The organism is Marnyiella aurantia (assembly GCF_014041915.1).
GTDB classification, from domain to species: domain Bacteria; phylum Bacteroidota; class Bacteroidia; order Flavobacteriales; family Weeksellaceae; genus Marnyiella; species Marnyiella aurantia.
The window spans coordinates 749,271-771,379 of the sequence record NZ_CP059472.1; the positions used below are offsets into that span (position 1 = coordinate 749,271).

General features: G+C 44.7%; 14 protein-coding genes and 1 pseudogene. 5 read left to right on the forward strand and 10 right to left on the reverse strand.

Features of this window, described 5'->3' with window-relative positions; genetic code table 11:
* The first annotated feature begins 110 nt into the window (after nt 1-110).
* From acs to H1R16_RS03465, 3 genes are all read left to right on the forward strand, one after another.
* Nucleotides 111-2,018, forward strand: a complete 1,908-nt coding sequence (gene acs, locus H1R16_RS03455) for an acetate--CoA ligase (protein WP_181887419.1) — start codon at nt 111-113, stop codon at nt 2,016-2,018.
* A gap of 244 nt (nt 2,019-2,262) precedes the next feature.
* Nucleotides 2,263-2,994: a hypothetical protein gene (locus tag H1R16_RS03460; protein WP_181887420.1), complete on the forward strand. Its 732-nt coding sequence runs from the start codon at nt 2,263-2,265 to the stop codon at nt 2,992-2,994.
* A gap of 174 nt (nt 2,995-3,168) precedes the next feature.
* Nucleotides 3,169-4,344, forward strand: a complete 1,176-nt coding sequence (locus H1R16_RS03465) for a hypothetical protein (protein WP_181887421.1) — start codon at nt 3,169-3,171, stop codon at nt 4,342-4,344.
* Nucleotides 4,345-4,430: 86 nt separating this feature from the next.
* On the opposite strand, the gene H1R16_RS03470 is transcribed toward H1R16_RS03465, so the two are convergent.
* From H1R16_RS03470 to H1R16_RS03485, 4 genes are all read right to left on the reverse strand, one after another.
* Nucleotides 4,431-4,808, reverse strand: coding sequence for a hypothetical protein (locus tag H1R16_RS03470; protein WP_181887422.1), 378 nt, complete (start codon nt 4,806-4,808; stop codon nt 4,431-4,433).
* An 84-nt stretch (nt 4,809-4,892) separates the two neighbouring features.
* Nucleotides 4,893-5,129 carry a hypothetical protein gene (locus tag H1R16_RS03475; RefSeq protein WP_181887423.1) on the reverse strand — a complete coding sequence of 79 codons (237 nt, stop codon included), beginning with the start codon at nt 5,127-5,129 and terminating at the stop codon, nt 4,893-4,895.
* 49 nt (nt 5,130-5,178) lie between these two features.
* Entirely contained in the window at nt 5,179-5,580 is a 402-nt protein-coding gene (locus H1R16_RS03480) for a hypothetical protein (RefSeq protein ID WP_181887424.1), read from the reverse strand.
* A 43-nt stretch (nt 5,581-5,623) separates the two neighbouring features.
* The gene (locus tag H1R16_RS03485; RefSeq protein WP_181887425.1) at nt 5,624-6,766 is read right to left on the reverse strand and encodes an acyl-CoA dehydrogenase; all 1,143 of its coding nucleotides are present in this window, start codon (nt 6,764-6,766) and stop codon (nt 5,624-5,626) included.
* 130 nt (nt 6,767-6,896) lie between these two features.
* Between H1R16_RS03485 and H1R16_RS03490 the strand changes: the two genes are divergently transcribed.
* A complete protein-coding gene (locus H1R16_RS03490; RefSeq protein WP_181887426.1) occupies nt 6,897-8,678 on the forward strand; it encodes an AMP-dependent synthetase/ligase in 1,782 nt (593 codons plus the stop codon).
* A 68-nt stretch (nt 8,679-8,746) separates the two neighbouring features.
* Here H1R16_RS03490 and H1R16_RS03495 read toward each other — a convergent pair whose 3' ends face one another.
* Nucleotides 8,747-9,526, reverse strand: a complete 780-nt coding sequence (locus tag H1R16_RS03495) for a zinc ribbon domain-containing protein (RefSeq protein ID WP_181887427.1) — start codon at nt 9,524-9,526, stop codon at nt 8,747-8,749.
* A gap of 3 nt (nt 9,527-9,529) precedes the next feature.
* A pseudogene (locus H1R16_RS03500) lies at nt 9,530-10,628 on the reverse strand (Nif3-like dinuclear metal center hexameric protein).
* Between the two features lie 48 nt (nt 10,629-10,676).
* Between H1R16_RS03500 and H1R16_RS03505 the strand changes: the two are divergent.
* Nucleotides 10,677-11,549, forward strand: coding sequence for an ion transporter (locus H1R16_RS03505; RefSeq protein ID WP_181887429.1), 873 nt, complete (start codon nt 10,677-10,679; stop codon nt 11,547-11,549).
* A 185-nt stretch (nt 11,550-11,734) separates the two neighbouring features.
* Here H1R16_RS03505 and H1R16_RS03510 read toward each other — a convergent pair whose 3' ends face one another.
* From H1R16_RS03510 to H1R16_RS03525, 4 genes are all read right to left on the reverse strand, one after another.
* On the reverse strand, nt 11,735-13,840 hold the full coding sequence (locus H1R16_RS03510) for an Ig-like domain-containing protein (RefSeq protein ID WP_181887430.1): 2,106 nt from the start codon (nt 13,838-13,840) through the stop codon (nt 11,735-11,737).
* A 113-nt stretch (nt 13,841-13,953) separates the two neighbouring features.
* Nucleotides 13,954-16,692 carry a T9SS type A sorting domain-containing protein gene (locus tag H1R16_RS03515; protein ID WP_181887431.1) on the reverse strand — a complete coding sequence of 913 codons (2,739 nt, stop codon included), beginning with the start codon at nt 16,690-16,692 and terminating at the stop codon, nt 13,954-13,956.
* Between the two features lie 280 nt (nt 16,693-16,972).
* On the reverse strand, nt 16,973-19,390 hold the full coding sequence (locus tag H1R16_RS03520; RefSeq protein ID WP_181887432.1) for a GEVED domain-containing protein: 2,418 nt from the start codon (nt 19,388-19,390) through the stop codon (nt 16,973-16,975).
* A 240-nt stretch (nt 19,391-19,630) separates the two neighbouring features.
* Nucleotides 19,631-21,919, reverse strand: a complete 2,289-nt coding sequence (locus H1R16_RS03525) for a T9SS type A sorting domain-containing protein (protein WP_181887433.1) — start codon at nt 21,917-21,919, stop codon at nt 19,631-19,633.
* Nucleotides 21,920-22,109 lie beyond the last annotated feature (190 nt).

Consider the following 22,109-nt stretch of genomic DNA (forward strand, 5'->3'; position numbering starts at 1 on the left):
CCTTAGCCCTGATAGGAGCGGTTACCCCGCACCCGCCGCAGGCGGGGAGGAGTATGAGCGCATAGCAGGAAAAAGCTCCTGAATAAAAGCAGAATAAAAAATTAAAAATTATGAAAAATTATTTTATAGATGATCTACCGGATTATTTTAAACAGTATAAAAAATCGATCAAAAACCCCAAGAAATTCTGGGATAAAATTGCTGACGAAAACTTCGTGTGGTACCAGCGATGGAGAAAAGTGGTGGAATATGACATGCATGAGGCCAAAATTAAATGGTTTAAAAATGCCAAACTCAACATCACCAAGAACTGCATAGACCGCCACCTGAACACCCGCGGCGACAAGACCGCGATTATCTGGGAACCCAACGATCCGACCGAAGAGGCACAGCATATTTCGTATTCCGAACTGCGCGACAGAGTCTGCAAAATGGCCAATGTGCTGCGCGATATGGGCATTGAAAAGGGCGACCGGGTCTGCATTTATCTGCCGATGATTCCTGAACTTGCCGTGATGATGCTTGCCTGCGCGCGCCTGGGAGCAGTGCATTCGGTGATATTTGCTGGATTCTCTGCCTCGGCGGTGACTTCACGTGTGAATGACTGCCAGGCAAAACTGATAATCTGTTCGGACGGAAGTTACCGCGGTAACAAAGCCATCGATCTCAAAGGAATTATCGACGAAGCCGTGGAAAGCTGCCCGACTGTGGAGAAAGTTTTGGTTGTGAAAAGAACCGGCGGCAACGTAAAAATGAAGGAAGGACGCGACTTCTGGCTGGAACCGCTTTACGAAAAAGCCGCTTCAGATTTCATTTCGGTGATAATGGATGCCGAAGATCCACTGTTCATTCTGTACACTTCCGGCTCCACTGGAAAACCCAAAGGCATGTTGCACACCACGGCCGGTTATATGGTTTACACGGCGTATACTTTCAAGAACGTATTTAATTACAGGGAAAACGATATTTACTGGTGCACAGCGGACATTGGCTGGATCACAGGGCACTCGTACATCCTCTACGGACCGCTCGCAAACGGCGCTACGACGGTAATCTTCGAAGGTGTTCCTACGTACCCGGAACCCGACCGTTTCTGGGAAGTGATTGAAAAACACAAAGTCACCCAGTTTTACACAGCTCCGACTGCAATCCGCTCGCTGGCCAAGGAGTCTTATGAGTGGGTAGAGAAACATGACCTTTCCAGTCTGCGCATTATAGGTTCCGTGGGCGAACCCATTAACGATGAGGCCTGGCACTGGTACAACGACCATGTGGGCAAAAAGAAATGCCCGATTGTGGATACCTGGTGGCAAACTGAGACCGGCGGCATTATGATTTCGCCGATTCCGTTTGTAACGCCAACCAAACCGACCTACGCTACCCTTCCACTTCCGGGAATTCAGCCGGTTTTGATGGATGATAAACGGAATGAAATCACCGGAAATCAGGTTGACGGCAACCTCTGTATCCGTTTTCCGTGGCCCGGAATCGCGAGAACGATCTGGGGCGATCATCAGCGGTATAAGGAAACCTACTTCACGGCATTTCCGGGTAAATATTTCACCGGCGACGGTGCCCTGCGCGATGAAGTGGGCTACTACAGAATTACGGGACGTGTAGATGATGTGATTATTGTTTCCGGGCACAACCTCGGAACTGCACCCATAGAGGACAGCATCAACCAGCATCCTGCGGTGGCAGAATCGGCGATTGTAGGTTATCCGCACGACATCAAAGGAAGCGCGCTCTATGGGTATGTCATTTTGAAAGATGTGGGCGAGAGCCGCGACCGCGACAACTTGAGAAAGGAAATTAACCAGGTAATCAGCGATACAGTGGGACCGATTGCTAAACTGGATAAGATTCAGTTCGTGTCTGCCTTGCCAAAAACACGTTCAGGCAAAATTATGCGGAGGATTTTAAGGAAAATTGCAGAAGGAGATTTTGCCAACTTTGGCGACACCTCTACCCTGCTGAATCCGGAGATTGTGGAGGAAATAAAAGAGGAGAGGATTTAGTGAATGGTGGTTGGTGGTTGGTAATTTATTGATTTGTATAAAATCCTCTTACCCGATTGTTTATGATATTTTAGTACTTTCAGACCTAATTAATCAACTACAGTAATCAATATATTCCTTACGATGCGCTATTTTTCTCTTAAAGAAAGGAATAATTAAAGAGTTTCATGAGAAAACCAGCAATCGTAAGTAATTTAAATACTCCGACACTGGGCAAACGATCAAATAAACCAAACATTAGCTGATGAACAAAAATACTATAATAATACTCATACTTCTGTTTCAACTATTGCCAGCTCAAAAGTTGGAATTTTTCAAGCAGAACATAGAATCTAAAGGCAGCTTTGTAATTAGCACCTACAGCGAAAATTATTATAAGGAAGTAATCAAAAATTCGCTGCCATTACTGCAACCAATAAAAATAACAGGTAAAGCTGATTTTGAGGAGTTAAGTAAATTATTCCCTGGTTATATCGAGGGACAATGCTTAAAAGTTGAAAAAGAGACGTTTAAACCGAGGGTTTTCAAAATATGTACAGCCGGTACAAAACGAGATAATGATTCTACATCAATTATAGTTGATGGCAACCTAATGCTTGACTCTAAACTTGATGAATTTTATATTTTCAAATACTATTTTATGGATAGCGGTGGCTATTACCTGTTAAATATCAACAGCAAAAAAATTTATCATGTATTTAATGAACCTCAATTTTCGCCAGATAAGTCTTTTATTGTAGCTCCTTTTGTACGTTATAATGATTTTATGCTAGAGATCTTCGACACTGAATCCGATAGAAATCTAAGTTATTATTTAGGTGATGGCAGGTTCACGCTAAATAAGATTGAATTAGTTAAGATTAACAGTTTTCGTAAAAAAGTATTGTTTTTGGACTTAACCCAAAAAGTTGAATATGATGAGTACTTTCAAAAGATTGAAGACAGAACCAGAAACATTCGGCTGCTAATTCAATAATTTCAGTAAACAACTATTTGGTGGGAAAATTATATTAACCTTTAAGCAATTATGGCATGACGCAGGACTTGAAAGTAATCGAGATGGTCTAAGTGAAACTGTCTAGATATCATAATTACTTAGTACTCAACTTAGGAATACATTTTGATTAACTGCACCCGTTATCTGTTATAAATGAAAAACTTACTATACACACTGGCTTTGGGAACTGCGGTGATTTCCTGCTCCAAATCGGAGATGCAGCAAACCAGTGATACCATAAAAAATGCCGACAGCCTCTTTACGCGTGCCAACGACGGCGTTCGTACGCTGGATTCCATTTCTAAAATTGTAAGGGATACCGCAAAATTCAATAAGATTATCGTTCCGGAGATTGAAAAGACCAAGGAAAGCGTTGGCAAAGTGATTCAGGACAACGCGAAAAGCCTTGACTCCCTGAATGCCGTACTTAAAAATGCCAGAAGGGATATCCAGAAAGGTTCCGATGTACTTAAGACAGTTGATTCTGCAGGCAGAGTGCTTAAGGAGACCTCCAACCCGATTGATGTGCTTTCCACCATCTCAAAGACTATTGACAAGGTTTCTAAGTCGGCCCGACAAAGTACGCAGCCTGAAAAGACTGAGGAAAAGGCTGAGGAAAAATCTGTTGCGCCAGACAATAATACAGTATCGCCATCTGTGGCTGAAGCCGCTCCAATGATTACAAATCCGATTACAAAAACGGGTGTGATGGAAATCACCGTGTATGACCTCAGTAACTCACGGGATGACCTTTCGCTGGCGCTAAAAAGGTTTCAGGGAGGTATTGTTTCAGAAAAATTTGAAGATATAAACGGCGACAGGAAGCAGGTGATCCGCGTGACGATTCCGACCCAATATTTTGATGAAGCAGCCACTCATTTACCCGACCGCCTGGGCACGCTGACTACCAGAAGTGTGGAAAGTTCCGGAACTGATTACGACCCAAACCGTATGTCCAGCCTGGAATTTATCCTGAGTGAGAAGCGTCAGGAAGCCATGACCGATATCCTGGCGGAAAAAGAGCCTGATTCTACACCAACAAATGACAACAGTGCTTCCGGAGCGTTTATGAAAGGGTTTGATGTTTTAGGCAAAGTCCTGCTTGCGTTGTTACCCTTTTGGCCGGTGCTCGTCATCGGTGCATTGATTTGGTATTTTATGCGTGGCAGAAACAAAAACAGGCAATTTGAAGAAACACCTAAACCTTATGTAGAGGAGGTGCCACAGGAGGAATTTATTGAAACCCATCCTGTAAAAAAGGCCGAAGAAGTTAATCCACCCGCTGAAAAAACCGATACAGATCCCTATGAGAAGTACCGCCCCAAATAAATTAATAATGGTACTGCTCCTTTTACGGATACACAGAAAATCCCTTCAGTTGTCGCTGAAGGGATTCTGCAAAAATGTAAGAAAAATTAATTTCCGAAATGCGATTTTACAGTCTCCAACACTTGTTGGTCACCCATCTGTTGGGATGTTTGCAGTGTAATATCCAGATCTTTATACTCAGGAGTTGAAAGCAGGTGACTTTTTAGTTCTTCCTGAATGGTTCCGGGACCTGTAATAAGCACCTTTTCTGTATTTACAAGTAATTCTGCTATCTCCTTAAAAAATTTGCGCTTGTTAGTCTGTTCAGCGTTGTTTCCAGTATGCTCGTTAGAGTTTCCATGCTGAATTTCATGCTTCACGGGATTGCAGAGAAAAAATTCTGATGCTGACTGTTCATCATGATTCTTGGCTACAATAGCCTTTTCGGTATCGATCCACAGACCGGCTAATTTTTGGTTGTTCATCTTTTTAATTGTTTATTGACTGCAGATGTACAACAATAATGCAAAGGTCCTGTTAAGGTTTGTTAAACTTGCCTTTGCGCCTGATCAGATGGTGCCCGTGGATTTCAGGTAATAAACAATTAGTGTAGCCACAAACAGGATGCAGAAAATAATTAAAGTTACCATTTGTTTGCGGAACCAGGCCAGGGTTATCAGTCCGCCGATTCCCAGCACGAGCAAACCAATTTTCAGGGCCGGCTGATCCACAAAAACCGAAATGGTTATAGCGATCAGGGACAAAAGCCGAATAATGCCTTCACGTTTTATAAAGTACTCTTTCATTTTAATAATTTAAAAAAATCCCTCCGAATTCTCGAAGGGATTGCTGTTCTTATTTCATATTGACAATCCTGTCTACCACATATTTGGTATTGCCTCGCCATGGAATGGCCCCGTTATACTCCTTATAATGAAGGTCGAAGTGTTTTCCGCTGTTTTCCTCCAATTGTTTGAAAACCTGGGGATCATCTACAGAAAATTCAAACTCATAACTGGTGAGCGCACCTGTCCGGCCTTTACCAAAACCTTCCTGAATAATCTTACCTTCATAGGTTTTGAAAACATAGCCCTTCTTCACCGCGTAATTCAGATAGCCGGATTTCACCCCTTCACCAAATACAAAATAGTATTTATACCAGACGAATACTCCGCCAAAAAGGAAAATAATAAGCAGCACCCATATAAGGATCTTTCCGTAACCTCCTTTTTTCTCTTCAAACTGATATTCGGCCATAGCTGTCTTTTTATGTGGTTCTCAGGACTGACTTTTAAATCAGTTATTTCTTAGCGATGCTTCTGGAGATAACGATTCTCTGGATCTCTGAAGTTCCTTCGTAAATCTGGGTAATCTTTGCATCACGCATCATGCGCTCCACATGGTACTCCTTCACATAACCGTATCCGCCGTGGATCTGCACTGCTTCAATGGTAGTATCCATAGCGACCTGTGAGGAATACAGTTTTGCCATAGCTCCGATTTCACCGATATCTTTACCTTCATCTTTCTCAAAAGCAGCTTTCAGACACAGCATTCGGGCTGCAGTAATCTGCGTAGCCATATCAGCAAGTTTAAAGGCAATAGCCTGGTGGTTGATGATCTCCGTACCGAATGCTTTTCTCTCCTTAGCATATTTCAGTGCCAGTTCGTACGCCCCGGAAGCGATACCCAAAGCCTGGGAAGCGATACCGATACGCCCGCCGTTCAGGACACCCATAGCAAAGTTGAATCCAAATCCGTCCTCACCAATTCTGTTTTCCTTAGGTACTTTAACATCGGTAAAAAGAAGTGAGTGCGTATCGCTCCCACGGATTCCAAGTTTGTCCTCTTTCGGACCGATCTCGAAACCTTTCCATCCTTTCTCTACGATAAAAGCGTTAATTCCTTTATGTTTTTTCTCAGGATCGGTTTGTGCAATAACGATATAATAAGTGGCATTGCCCCCGTTTGTAATCCAGTTCTTGGTTCCGTTCAGGATATAATGGTCACCCATATCTACAGCCGTAGTTTTCTGGGACGTAGCATCCGAACCGGCTTCAGGCTCAGAAAGAGCGAAAGCTCCGATCACCTCACCGCTGGCCAGCGGGTACAGATATTTCATTTTCTGATCTTCGTTGCAGTATTTTTCAAGACCGGCACATACCAGAGAGTTATTTACTGACATCACTACAGCCGCCGAAGCATCAACTTTGGCAATCTCCTCCATAGCCAAAACGTAGGAAATGCTGTCCATACCGGCACCGCCGTATTTAGGGTCCACCATCATCCCAAGAAAACCGAGTTCCCCCATTTTCTTAACCTGTTCGTGCGGAAATTTCTGAGCATTGTCTCTTTCGATAACACCGGGCAGCAGTTCAGCCTGTGCAAAGTCCCGGGCTGCCTGCTGTATCATCAAATGCTCTTCTGATAAATTAAAGTTCATAATGGATTTTTGTTTGCCTGCAAATTTACGGTTTTTTGATCCAACATGGAAATTTGTTTCATATTGGAGATCTGGCCGAAAAAGAATATATTTACCAATACGATTGAGAATTTAACCTAAAAACTACAGTATGTCCATCAGAAGATTATTTGATATTGCACATCACGCCACTGAAAAATTTCCGCAGGACGATATGTTTGTCACAAAATATAACGGGGAATGGCAAAAAACCTCAAGTAAGGAGTATGTGAACCTTGGAAACAGAATTTCCCGCGGACTTCTGAAACTGGGAATTAAGCCCGGCGACAAGATCGCTCTGATAACGACTGCTACCCGTACAGAGTGGGCTGTGATGGATCTGGGCATTTCGCAGATTGGCGCTATAAGCGTGCCGGTTTATCCTACAATCTCTGCCGATGATTATGTTTATATATTTAATGATGCCGAGGTTAAATACTGCTTTGTCTCAGACCGCGATCTGCTGCAGAAGGTTAAAACTGCCAAACCGGAAGTGCCTTCGCTGCAGGGCATCTTTACTTTCGACTCTATTGAAGGGGCGGCTAACTGGCAGGAGGTGCTGGACCTGGGTAGTGACGAAGCCAACCAGCGTGAGGTAACAGATCTTTCGGCAACCATAAATCCGGAAGATCTTGCGACCATCATTTACACGTCCGGAACCACGGGCAAACCAAAAGGGGTTATGCTTACGCACCTTAATATAGTTTCGAATGTTCTGGCCTCAGACAAGCGTATTCCCCGCGACAAAAGGCTGGACTATAAAGATTCCAGAGTACTGAGCTTCCTCCCCATCTGCCATATTTTTGAGAGGATGCTTTTTTACCTTTTTCAGTATAACGGTTTCAGCATTTACTTCGCCGAAAGCATCGAAAAAATGGGCGATAATATTAAAGAAGTCAAGCCTCATTATATGAGCGTTGTACCGCGCCTTATAGAAAAAGTATACGATAAGATTTACGATAAAGGCACCAGCGCAGGTGGTCTGAAATCCAAGATTTTTCTGTGGGCGCTGGGTGTAAACAAGAACAAAAAAAACATTGGCAAGCCCTCCGGACTTTTGGAGGTAATTGCGGATAAGCTGGTATTTTCCAAATGGAGAGAAGGCTTGGGTGGTAACATCATCACCTTGGTATCAGGCTCTGCTGCCCTTTCTGAAAGGCTTAACAAAATGTTCCAAAATGCGGGCATTCCGATTCTGGAAGGTTATGGACTTACTGAAACATCTCCCGTGATTTCTGTTAACTCTTTTGAAAAGATGAAGATCGGAACCGTAGGCCATGTACTGGATAATCTGGAAGTGAAAATTCAGGAAGATGGTGAGATCACAGTAAAAGGTCCGTCCGTATTCAAAGGTTATTTTAAGAATGAACAGCTTAACAGCGAAGTTTTCACGGAGGACGGATTTTTCCGCACCGGTGACATTGGACATATAGACAATGAGGGCTTCCTGAAGATCACTGACCGTAAAAAGGAAATGTTCAAGACCTCCGGTGGGAAATATATCGCACCGCAGGTAATCGAAAACCAGGCAAAGGCTTCAAAATTCATTGAGCAGATTATGGTAGTTGGCGACGGTGAAAAAATGCCCTGTGCTTTTGTACAGCCTGATTTTAATTTTGCCAAACACTGGGCCGAGCGTCACAAACTGGACATAGGAAGCACGCCGCAGGAGATTTCACAAAGCAGGGAGCTTAAAGACAGGATAGGTAAGGAAATTGATTATCTGAATACCAAACTGGGCAGCTGGGAGCAAATCAAAAGATTCGAACTTACACCAGAAGTTTGGTCTATTGACGATGGCCTGCTCACCCCTACCATGAAACTGAAGCGGAAAGCGATTAAGGAACATTTTTCAGACCTGTACAACAGTATGTATGGTCATAACAGTAAATAGGACATCAATTATTAATATTGAAAAAGCCCGCTGCAGCGGGCTTTTTTACTATATATTGGAAAACAAAACTAGAATTTGATGATGTCCTGCATCTTCTCATTTTCTTCGTTTACCATTTCATCATCAATAAGGATCTTTCCTGAATGCTCGTCAATGATGATTTTCTTACGCTGTGCGATTTCCATTTGCTTCTGTGGCGGCACGGTAAAGAATGAACCCTTAGGCGCGCCTCTTTCCAGACCCACTACAGCCAGACCGGTTGTGGAGCTCGAACGGATCCTGTTATAAGAAGCCAACAAACGCTCATCGATATTCTTGGAGAATTCTGCTGATTTCTCAACAAGAAAATCTTCCTCTTTCTGTGTTTCAGCCACAAGGTTTTCAAGTTCTTCTTTCTTGAATTTAAGGTGACTCTTCAACTGCTCGATCTTGTTGTTAAGCTCGTCCATAGTCTCATTTTTATGGGAGATCTTGGCCTCAAACTCATTGATTCTTTTATCAGCCAGCTGGATTTCAAGTTCCTGAAATTCAATCTCCTTATCCAGGGATTCAAATTCCTTGTTGTTGCGTACGTTATCCTGCTGCGATTTATATTTTTCAATAAGGGAATTAGCATGGTTAATTACTTCCCTCTTGGTATTGATCTCGTCGTTCTGCTCTTTAATCTCAGCCTGAAACTTCTCCGCTCTTTTTTCCAAACCTTCGATCTCAATCTCCAGATCTTCCACTTCAATAGGAAGTTCTCCCCTGGTGTTGCGGATATCGTCTAATCTGGAATCAATAATCTGAAGGTCATACAGCGCCCTTAATTTTTCTTCAACAGAAATTTCTACGTTTTTCTTAGCCATATATTATAAAAAGTAATTAACAGGATTGGTATTCCTGATTGATTTTGAGACTGCAAATTTACGAAATTTTTCCGACAAAATGTCAAATAATTGTTGAGTTACAAACTGTTCCGATTCATAATGACCGATATCACAAATCACCATTTTATTCTCTGCACCAAAGAAATCATGGTACTTCACGTCACCTGTAATGTATGCATCGCAACCAACTGCCAGTGCTGCACTTATTCCGGAGGCACCACTGCCGCCCAATACACCTACCCTTTTGATTTGTTCCGAAACCAAATTACTGTGGCGAATTACAGGAAGGTTAAATTTTTCCTTTACAAACCGCAGGAAGTCTGCGCTGCTCATCGGTTCATCAAATTCGCCGTAGCGGCCCAGGCCCGAGTACTGGTTTTCATTCTCCAGCCGGATAATATTATAGGCCACCTCCTCATAGGGATGTGCTTTCTTCATCGCCGCAACGGTTCTGCTCTGCTTATAGGATTCAAAAATAACCGACAGCTTTTCTTCCGACACGCTGCTGCGGAAGCCCTGGCTACCCGAAAAGGGATCGGAACCCGGCAAAGGCCTGAATGTTCCGGTGCCGGTATGGCTGAAGCTGCACTGGTCGTAGAATCCAATTCCGCCTGCTCCGGCAGAAAAAAAGAGCTTCTCTGACGGCATCAGCGTGTTCACTGGGAACCATGACCTCCAGCTTCTTCAGATTTTCCTTTTTTGGCATGAGTATTTTCTGGTCTTTAAGCCCCAGCTTTTGGCAGATCCCAAAATTGACGCCGAAATAATCATTATCGAATGCTGTGTGTATCGCATAAATGGCAATCCTATTTTCTATGGCCTTCATAACAGCCCTTTCCACATAGTTTTTGCCGGTGAGCGATTTAAGACCTGAAAATATGATTGGGTGAAAAGTAATGATCAGGTTCGCAGCTGACTCTACAGCTTCATCCACTACACTTTCCAGCGCGTCATGGCACACCAGCATTCCTGTAATTTCCCTTTCAGGATTACCGCAGAGCAGACCCACATTATCAAAGGCTTCCGCCTGTTTCATTGAAAATATATTTTCAATTTCAAAAATCACCTCCTTTAACTTCATTTCATTAAGTTTGTAACGAAAATAAGGATAAATTCCAAACAGAGCCATATGGAACCGCACAACGCCATTGAAAAGGAGCACGATTTCATTCCGGAGAGAAAAAAATGGAAGCGGCAGCTTTTCAGGATCATCTACCGTGCTGATACTCCTTTAGGTAAACTGTTTGACATTTGCCTGCTCATCCTGATCTTCCTGAGCACCTTCATCGTTATGATGGAGAGTGTACCCTCCTTTGACCTCAGATTCCACACCCTGTTTGTTGTGTTGGAATGGACGATTTCACTTTTTTTTACTGCCGAATACATTCTTCGGATTATCACAATCCGTAATAAACGTGAATATATTTTCAGCTTTTTCGGAATCATTGACTTACTTGCAATTGTTCCTTTTTTCCTGAGCCTTCTGCTGCCTGTAACCAAGTTTTTCCTTATCATCAGGATGCTGCGTATCCTTCGTATTTTCAGGATCCTGAACCTGCTGGATTTCATGAATGACGGTTACCTTATTGTACGTGCATTGAAGAACAGCTCGCGTAAAATTTACATCTTCCTGCTTTTCCTGATGATATTTTCGGTGATTGTAGGCTCCATGATGTACATGGTAGAAGGACACAAGGAAGGTTTTGAAAGTATCCCGCAAAGCATCTACTGGGCTGTAGTTACTGTAACTACGGTAGGCTACGGGGATGTATCACCTACTACCCCGCTGGGTAAATTTTTCGCCATCCTTCTGATGCTTGCCGGTTACTCGATAATTGCTGTTCCTACGGGAATAGTGACCGCCGAAATGAGAAATAAAAGACAGAATTTTGAAAAAGTATGCAGCCGCTGCATGAATGATGATATTGACGATGATGCGAATTACTGCAAACGCTGCGGCGAAAAGACCGCAATCCCTGGACGAAATGTGGGAAATCAGTAGGTACTGAAGCAACTCCATTAGGTATTTACACACTTTAATACCGAGAATAATTTCAACTGTCCCCGTCCGAGCGACAAAAAAACACTCCATAAAATTGTAAATAATCTCAATTTGCTTTGGTTTCCTCAGACATAAAAAAACAGCCTCAAAAAGAGGCCGTTCAATTTTAGTGAATACGAAAGCTTTTACTTTTTAATCACTTTTCTTGAATATTGAGTTCCGTCCTGTAATGTCAGTACGGCCACATAATTTCCGGCAGCCAGTCTGCGCACATCTACAGTTGTGATCGTTCTGCCGCTTTGAGACAGGGCCAGACCACCGGTCATTGAGTAGAATTCCACCTTTGTAACTGTAGCTTTTGTGTTAACAGTGGCATAATCTGTCATTGGATTCGGACTGATCTCGATTGGTACATACGAGTCCGCAAGATCGCTAACACCCATACTACAGTTTGGGCTAGAATCAAGCGTGGCTATCACTTCCTGCAGGGCTGATTCACATACCGAAGAAAGCTGCCAGTTGTAGAAATAATAATACAGGTCATTTCGCGGAGTATTAGCTGCTGTAAGAGTACTTGTGTTTATTGTTAGAAGTCCCGGGAAAGTAAACGGATATGCATATCCTCCGGTAGGCGCCACAGCAGCGGGGTCAAACAAGAGTTGTGAGAATCCGCTCATACTGCGTGGTCTCATTTTATAACTGATACCGGGAGCAATTGCAAATCCTAAATTCACTACTTGCGGGACAGGTGCCGAAACAGGCGAACCTGTAACATTTACTGTAGCAGAATGCACGATTGCTCCAGCGGAATTAAGTACATCAATAATAACTGTTCCTGTGGCTGAAGTTGCGCTTACAGGGTAAATGGTTACTGTTTCAATAGTTACGGGTGCAAACACATCGAATACCAATCCAAATAATGTGGTACCAGCTCCTCCGGTCGCTCCCGTTTCCGGTGCGGTTTTCCCGACAGGTCCTGCGGCACCCTGTGAAGCGCTTACCCAATAGGACGTGGTGGCAGTAACGGCAGGCGTAGTAAAGACATTGCCCGTCGCTAATGGCGACCCTCCTGCTGAAGACGCATACCAGTTTACAGTGGCGCCTGCCTGTGCAGTCGCATTAAGCACTGCAGGTTCATTCAGACATACAGTGTCACCGGTTGTCTGCAAAATAGCGGGCGGCACGCAACTGGTTGAAAAAATTACGGGCTGCACTGTCCAGACACTTTGATCGCCGGCCGAACAATTGGAGCGTATCCAAACGTAATAGGTGGTAGCTGGAGTGAGAGCAGATGTAAGCTGATAACCCAGACCTGTAACACCCGAAACAGCAGGTGATGTTGCGGCAACAGGTGCGGTGCCGGTGGTGTTATAATAAATATCGTAGCCATTGGCAGGAGGTGTCACCGAAGCATTCCATGTTAGTGAAGCTCCCGTCTGGGTTATATTACCCGCACTCAAACCGGACGGCATGAGACATGTAGGAGGATCCCAGGTATAGGTAAGTCCGGACGGCGGCATTCCCGGCGGGTTTACCTGTGTATTCACTGCCTGTGTGCTGTTATTGGCAGTGCCGGCAGTGGAGGCATCAAAAAGTACGGAAGTACTGCTGAGCCTGTTATTATAATCTGAATTACCGGCTCCCCTTAGACCGACCTGTCTGGTAGCAGTAATAGCGGTGGATCCTGTAAGATACTGTCCGCCTCCGTACACTACAGATATTCTGTTGGAACTTTCATGCAGCCTGATCTGAAATGACAGGAGATATACATTGGTGGTGGATGTACTGTTTACCGGTCTGAAATTACGCCATTGAATGACTGCAATCCTGTTTGGTGCTGTTCCTTCTGTACCCCAGGTAATTGATCCCGCATTCGTAGTGTCGAAATACGAATTCAGGTCACCACCAAAGGCGGAGACTGCGCCTTCGTACGCAACGCTTCCCGATATCGGAGTCGTGGTAGTGGCCGCCGGCGGAGTACTTCCAAAGGTGATAAAACCATTTGAAGAAACGTTTAGATTGGTATAATCCTGCGCGTTGAAATTAAAGGTAAACGGGAGCGTCAGATTGTACACATTACTGTTCAGACTACCTGCGGAGGTATTGTCAACGGCTTTACCCAACTCCGTCGGAGTAGTAATTTCGGTATATACCGCAGTACTTTGCGTAAAGTTGTAAAGACTCACCTGAGCGTGTACATTAAACGCTGCCAGCAGTCCCAGCACAACTGTCAAAAATTTTCCCCACCGAGTTGTTTGGGGACTACTACTTCGCTGATCGATTTTTCTCATATTATAAATTCTAAATTAGATTACATTGCTTTTTTATCTTACTGATCTAGCAACCATTACATTGCAGAAAAATAAAAAAAAGCGGCGAAAATCGCCGCTTCAGTTTAAAATATTTACTTCTTAATTGCTTTCACAGATTTGGAAGTCCCGTCTTTGTAATCCAATTTCAGGATATAAAGTCCAGCTTTCAGTTCACTTAAGTTAATCTGTCTTCCAGGATTGGCAATAGTCTTCACCAATCTTCCGGACATGTCAACAACCGAAACCGATTTCAGGTTCTGCGCATCTGTTATATTAAGAACGTCAGTAAACGGATTTGGATAAACTCTTACCTCTTTTGAATCTGTTATGATTTCAGACGTGGACAGTGAACTGTCGGTAATCATAAAATTATCCACATAGAACTCGAAATCTTCGCCATCGGAAACTGTTCCGTCCGTGCCATAAAAGGCAAACATCACCTGGGAAGTAGCAGAAGCAGCCGGTATAGTATAGCTGTATGGATGCGAACTGTTATCTATATTATCTGCTGCGGTCCAGGTTTGGATTGTAGTCCAGGTTGCACCACCATCAGTGGACATCAGCACATTTATAACGTCATCTGATCCCATAGGGCTTGGATTTGCACTTCCGTACTCGGTAATCCCGTAATCAAACGTCAGAGTTTTTGTGCCGCCTGCAGAAAGATTGAAGACCGGACTGATTAACCAACCGGCACGACCGGAACTGTAGAGATTAATTGAAGTAGCGCCGGCGCCGGTTGTTCCGGTAAGGAAAACCATAGCCCTCCAGTTAAAGGAAATGCCACTTCCAGTACCCGTAGGACCAGTTGCAGGACTACCGCCCGAAGCTACAGACCAGCAGCTACCCGGGAATGTGTTGAAGTTATTTGTATAATTTGGGAGAATTGAAGCACAAACTGTAGTGAAGCTCCGGACAGCACAGGACTGAGAAAGTACGGTGCCATTACTCGCATTAACTGTATAATAATAAGTTGTACTGTTCGCAAGTGGTGCAGTAAGCGTGTAAGTAGTTACATTACCCACATTAACAGCATTAAGTATATCTGTTCCGCCTGACGTTGATCCCATTGTTATTATATAGGAGGTAGCACCGGGCATCGCATTCCAGGTTATTGTTGGAGTAAGGGAAGCTCCGGTAACTCCATTAGCAGGCGCGGTTACTACCGGACAGAAGGAGATTGTTGTAAAAGAAGGGCCGGCAGACCAAAGACTCTGTGTACTGCTACTGCAATTGGACCTAACCCAAACATAATACAGGGTTGAAGGTAATAGACCAGTCAACGAGTACGCAGGTGTGGCAAGTCCGGCAGCGGTTGGCACTGTGGCTGCAGTAGGCGGGGTGTTACTTGTGCTGTAATAGAAATCATAACCATTGCCAGGAACGGGGGCAGTGGCATTCCATACAAAATCTGCACTGAAACTGGTCACATTCGAAACTGCGACTCCGGTAGGCTGAAGGCATGTAGGTGTTTCCATCACGCGCACCTCATCCAACAGAAGATCATCGTAAAAATAACCGTTTCCTGCAGCATCCTTATCCACGGTGAACCTCACACGAATTGTGGCTCCTGCATACGCAGCACCTAAAGGAATTCCTTCCAGTCTCCAGTTACTGGCGTTGGTGTCGTTGGTAAAAATCTGGTTCCAGGTAGTGCCGTCGCTGGTCACATGTACCGTAAGCTTGTTATTATCATACGGAGGCAGGGTTCCTGTAGCAGAAGTAAGGTGATTTTTGTACCATTCAAACTGAACATACGGATTGGTAAGTCCTGTCAAATTAATTTCAGGAGTGGTTAACTGGACCTGGTGTTCTCCTGTATAGGGTGAACTTGCATCAACCCAGGCAAAGGTACCCGCGGTTCTTCCGTTATTTACCGGACTTGCTCCATATTCGGGATTTCCGGAAAATTTCCAGAATGCATTGGTACTGGTAGAAGTAGTGGTAGGATTTATATTTGTCCAGCAGTTAGGTAAAGTACCGGAACTGAAAGATTCATAGAAAGGAGCAGCAAGCGGGGCACACGATGTCGCTGCGGATCCGGCGGCAACCCAGACACTTTGATCGGCTGTGCTGCATCTGGAGCGCACCCAAACATAATAGGTGGTTGCCGGCGCAAGACTGCTCAACGCTGCAGGTGAAGACGCAGCATTACTACTTGGGACTGTTGCAGCAACAGGCGGTGTGTTCGTTGCGCTATAGTAAATATCATACCCGTTAGCAGGAGCCGTTGCAGGAGCCGTCCACGTTACCTGCAGGCCTGAGCTGGAAACAGTAGTTGTGTTCAGGGCACTTGGGGCTACGCATGACGGCGGCACAGTAACAGCCAGGGTATAATCATGTACTTCGCCAAAACCATCCGTATTATCGCAAGGTTCCGGCGGTTCGGTGCCGTCATAATCGTATTTTGTTGCTATTCTCAGGCGGTAGTTACCCAAAGGCGTCGACGCGGGGACGGTTACTGTAGATGAAGTTTGAGTGCTGGCACCCGTTTGAGGACTGGCCCCGCTGCCGATGAGTTCAGATGAATCAAAACTGCCGTCATTATTAAAATCAGCCCATACCCTAACAGTCTGGTAGCCGTAGTCATGTGTAACCGTAAAGTTATACGCCACCGAGGCGGACAAATTTATGGTGTGGGTGGAATGAAAATCACCGTACTGGCCGGCAGAACATCCTGTGTTCACATGGCTGAAGCCTGCAGCAGGAATTGAAAAACTGTTAATCTGGTCTCCATCATCACATCCATCCGAATACGACGGCGTGCAGTAGGTCTGTGCAGATGCTCCGAGCCCGAGGGACAAAAAGCATGATAGTAATACTTTCTTCATAATTGTGAATTATTTGGTTTAAGCTAATTTATAACATTTTAGTACATTGCACCTAATTAAAGTGTTTATTTAATGCAAATATTATTAAGTAATAATTACTTCAGTATCTAATTTACATTGAAGAATAATTACTTTTTTTTAACTCCAGGAGAGCGGGACATCTAACGCCATCTATAATTTTTTGCGAATCTGGGATTGTGCGCCGCGGATAACAGTTAAATTTAACCACAAAAAAAAGGACAGCTGTTGCCAGCTGTCCTTCCCGTTTAGTTCGTTTAAATTACTTCTTAATTGCTTTCACAGATTTGGACGTTCCGTCTTTATAATCCAGTTTCAGAATATAAAGTCCGGCTTTCAGTTCACTTAAGTTAATCTGTCTTCCAGGATTGGCAATTGTTTTCACCAACCTTCCGGACATATCAATTACGGTCACTGATTTCAGGTCTTTCGCCTCCGTGATGTTCACAACGTCGGTGAATGGGTTTGGATATACTTTTACCTCTTTACTATCTGCAGTAATCTCCCCAACTCCTAAAGCGCCTGCTGCAAGTCCGAAGTTATCAACAAAGAATTCCACATCTTCGGCGTCATTGGTGCTTCCTTCGGTTGCATAAATAGCAAATTTGGTTTGGTTTGTACCTCCGTTTACCACATAAGCATACGTTGTGGAGGTGTTACTGATCGCAGAGGAAGCATCCCAGGTATGCAGTACTGTCCAGGTGGATCCACCATTGGTAGACATCAGGACCTGAACCTGGTCGTCACTGCCCAGTACTCCGGATGTGGTATCGGCCCATTCAACAAGTCCATAATCAAATGTTAAGGTATAAGGTCCTGCAGAAAGATCGAATGTAGGGGACATTAACCAGCCTGTCGTGAAATCCGAATAAAGATTAATTCCTGCCGCACCACTTGGGCCCGAGTTCAGGAAGCCGTCATTATACCAGTTCGCACTTGTACCTGTAGGTCCTGTTGCTGGAGTGCCTCCTGAAGCCTGCTCCCAGCAGACGCCCGGGAATGCGCTGAAATCATTGGTGTATGCTGGGGTAATGGTCGCACAGGCAGTTGTTAGTTGAACACCTCCTGTCCAGACGCTCATATCATTGGCTGAACATACAGAGCGAACCCAAACATAATACGTGGTCGCAGCGGACAGGCCGGTAATAATAGCCGGTGACGAAGCCGTAGTGACGGAATTTGCAGGGGTTAATACGGTTGCACCGGTAGGTGCACTATTTACAGTACTGAAATACACCTGATAACCGCCGGCTGGCGTACTGACAGAAGGAGTAAATGTGATGGATCCACCGGTAGCGGTAACCGTAGCAGCATCTACCAGTATATTTGTAGTACTGTCACAGGTTGGGATGGCCTCCACCGCAAAATTATCTGTGAAGAAATCCAGATCCTCGGCATCATTTGTGGTACCCGAAGTTACATATAATGCGAACCGAGTACTGTTACCAGTATAGGTGGTCAGATTATAGGTATAAGTGTTCGTAGTGTTGGATGGGGAATTGGTGGCATCCCAGGTCTGAAGAACAGTCCAGGTTACACCGCCATCAGTGGAAATTAGGAATTGAACCAAATCATCAGAACCCAGCGCACTTGGTGTAATATCGGCATATTCGGTAACGCCATAGTCAAATTTAACACGGTAACCACCTGCTGACAAATCAAATACCGGGGATATCAGCCATCCTGTTCTGTCAGTGGAATAAATATTGAACTTTGCTGCACCGGTATTTCCATTGTTAAGGAATCCATCATCATACCAATAAGTGCTTGTTCCGGTTCCTGGTCCTGTAGCAGGTGCACCACCGGTGGCCTGAGACCAGCACGCACCTGGAAAAGTGCTAAAATCATTGCTGTAGTTTGGAGTAAATGTTGCACAAAGCGTAGTAAAGGAACCTGTTGAAGCAACCCAGATACTCTGATCCGTGGTTGTACAATTTGTCCGGATCCATGCATAATAGGTAGTAGTTGGATTAAGGCCATTTAAAGTTGCGGTCAGGTTAGGGGTGCTCAAGGAATTGGTGGCATCCAAAACCGTAGTAGCGGTAGGCGCCGCATTTACAGTGCTGTAGTACACCGTATAGCCATTAGCAGGAGGAGTGGTTGGTGCAGTCCACGTCAGCACTGCTGAAGTAGGTAAAATATTTGATGCTGCAAAATTCCCTGGGACTATGCAGCTGGGCGGGGCGGTAACGGCCAGCGTGTAGTCATGTGCCTCTCCATATCCTGATACGTTACAGGGAATGGGTGCACTATTCCAACGATCAGCTACACGCATTCTGTAAGTGCCTACAGGAGTGCCTGCCGGTACAGTAATCGTGGAAGCTGTCTGCATTCCTGATCCACTTGAACCTGAACCTATTAATTCCGTTGTGGGATCAAAGGTTCCGTCATTATTAAAATCGGCCCAAATGCTCACATATTGACCGCTATAGTCGTGGGTAACTGTAAAATCGTACGGCAGAGAAGGCTGTAGGGTTAAAGTGAGGGTACTGCTAAAATCTTCGTAGGATCCCGCTGAACAACCCGTATCAGTATGGGCGAATCCTGCCGCCGGGACCGTAAAGCTGTCTATCATATCTCCCCCACTGCAGCCACTTGCAAACTCCGGGAGACAATAAGTTTGTGCTGAAAACTGCGCCATGGTTAAGCCCAGTGCCGCCAATAGATAAATTCTCTTCATTTTATCAAATTTTTTGTATTTATAGCTAATATAGAAAATCTATTTAATATTCCCAGGAATTTAAGCCTTTTTTTTATTTATTATACGGGTATTTTGCAAAATGATTAACATATCATATTTTAATAGATAAAAAATTTAGATTAGATTACGTGATTGTTTACCGATAACAGCTGAATCTGAGATAACAAAAAAAAGCTGCCCCACCCATTGGTGAGACAGCTCATAAATACTATTTACTAATTACTTCTTAATCGCTTTCACAGATTTGGAAGTTCCGTTTTTATAATCCAGCTTCAGGATATAAAGTCCGGCTTTCAGTTCGCCTAAACTGATTTGTCGTCCCGGATTTGAAACGGTTTTCACTATTCTACCGGACATGTCCATGACGGATATTGATTTGAGATCTTTTGCATCTGCAAAATGAACGAATTCCGTAAATGGATTTGGATACACTTTCACTTCTTTAACCTCAGCGGCAGGATCAAGAGTTCCCAGAGATCCGTCATAGGCTGAGATCTGGAACGGTCCGTCCTGCGGAGAGCCGCCATTCCATTTCAGTACGCTGATGAGGAGTGTAGACCCTGCTGTTTGTCCTGTAAGGTTTACGGTGGAAAAAGCGTCGCCTAAATTATCGTCATTACAACCACCGGTAACCGGAGTAAGTGTACCGCAGGTTCCGCTAAACACATTCAGGACAGTATCGGTCATCGGCGATCCGGCTACGGGTCCTGTAGCAATAGTAATGCTACCCGATGCTGGAACTACTACGGAATACCAAACGTTATTATCCGCACTGGTCTGACAGGACTGCGGAGCGCCGTCGGTGGTTGCACCAAGACTGGTCGTTGTAAGTGCATTTTGTGCAAAAGTAGCGCCGGGTGTAAGTGCAACCGGGCTCGTGCAATTATCGTTTGCAGGAGGGGAAGGCGGGAGGGTAACACAAATATTGAACGAATTGGCATAGCCCGCACCATTGCTGTTATAAACCCGCACATAATAGGTATTGCCTACCGTCAATCCGGTTAGCTGGGCCGCACTTGCCGCCGAAGTATCACAGAGGATACTTGTAAGAGTACCGCATGCGCCGCTGAAGGCCTGCAGATACAGCGAGGTGCTATTTGTACCGGTACCGACGGAAACCACATTAGACAGGTTCACCAAATGGGTAACATTTGTGGCAACAAATGAATACCATACGTCATCATCGGCTGTACCGGTGCACGGCGCTGGCGCAATACCTGAACTTGTTGCGCCCAGAGTGGTCCCTGCAGTAAGAGTTGCACAGGTCCCTGAAGCACTGGGCGTAAGCACGACTGCAGCGTCGCAGTTATCATTAGGTGGCACTACGGGAGTGATAACGCAAATGTTAAAGGTGTTTGCATAGGCTGTAGATCCGGTGTTACTGTTATATACCCGGACATAGTAAATGGTTCCTATTGTTAATCCGACTAGGGCAGTTGGAGTGGCTGCAGACGTATCACATATTAGACTGGTTAAACCTGCACAACTACCACTGAATACCTGCGAATACAAAGATGTAGATGAGGTTGTACCAACAGATGCAACATTTGAAATCACTATGTTATGTGTTGCAGAGGTAGCCATGAAAGAATACCATACATCGTCATCCGCAGTTCCGGTACAGGTGCCCAGGGGAACTCCGGAGCTGGTCGCAGATAGTGTTGTGCCTGCTACCGCCGATGCGCAACTGGAACCTGCATTGGCCGTGAGCATGATAGCTCCAGTACAGTTGTCATTCGCTGGTGCGGCTGGCGCAGCTGGCGTGGTAAAGGACCAAATTGTTGTATTGCAACCCAGGGCATCGTTACCCCCTTCAGTTGGAACTACATACCAGTAATAAGTTGTACTGTATAAGAGCGGAACGGTAGGCGTATACGAAGTGGCAGGAAAGTTAACTGTGGCTGCCACTGTTGTAGGCGGATTAACAGTACCGAGGTAAACTTTATACCCTGTTGGTACCGGACCTCCTGCAGCCGGTGTCCATGACAATGTAGGGATGTTGGTCGTAAGCACGGTACCATTGGCAGGAGCCGCTAAAGTGGCACAATTCGGCGCCGGTGGCGCAACTGAAATATCCAGCGTAAACTCTCCACATGCCGGAGCTGGCCAGGTATCCACATAAACATAATACGTACCGTTGCTGGGAATGTGAATGAACCCCTCACCCACTCCTGTACTCGAGGCAACAGACCCCAGGCAGTTTGCAGCTGTAGGAGGACACGCAGAGTGCACAGATACTATTTTCCACGTAGCCGCCCCACCCATAGTAAATTTTAAAGTGACAGGTGCTGTGGTCACAGCAATAGAATAAACATAGTCTTCGCCGCCGCCATAACTCGCATTACAAAAGGACCCCGCAGGGTAATCATTTACCTTGCCACAGGTCGTCTGAGTGCCGCTGGAAAACGGCAGGGATGCAATCGGAACCGCTGTAACGCAGTCGTTCTGGGCTTTGAGCCCGACGCCTGAAAGCAGCATAATCGTCAGAATGATAAAGAGTTTTTTCATAATCTTGTTTTTTATAATGTGAAACTAAATATACATCTTTTTTATAAAAATGAATAATTTTCGTTAAAAATCAAAAAACCTTTATCAGAAACGTGTAACGGATATTTAATACGCAATAACATAAACAAATGTTTACATTTAAATGAATGCTGTACATCTATACTGCGGCATACAGCATTTGTTATCTCTA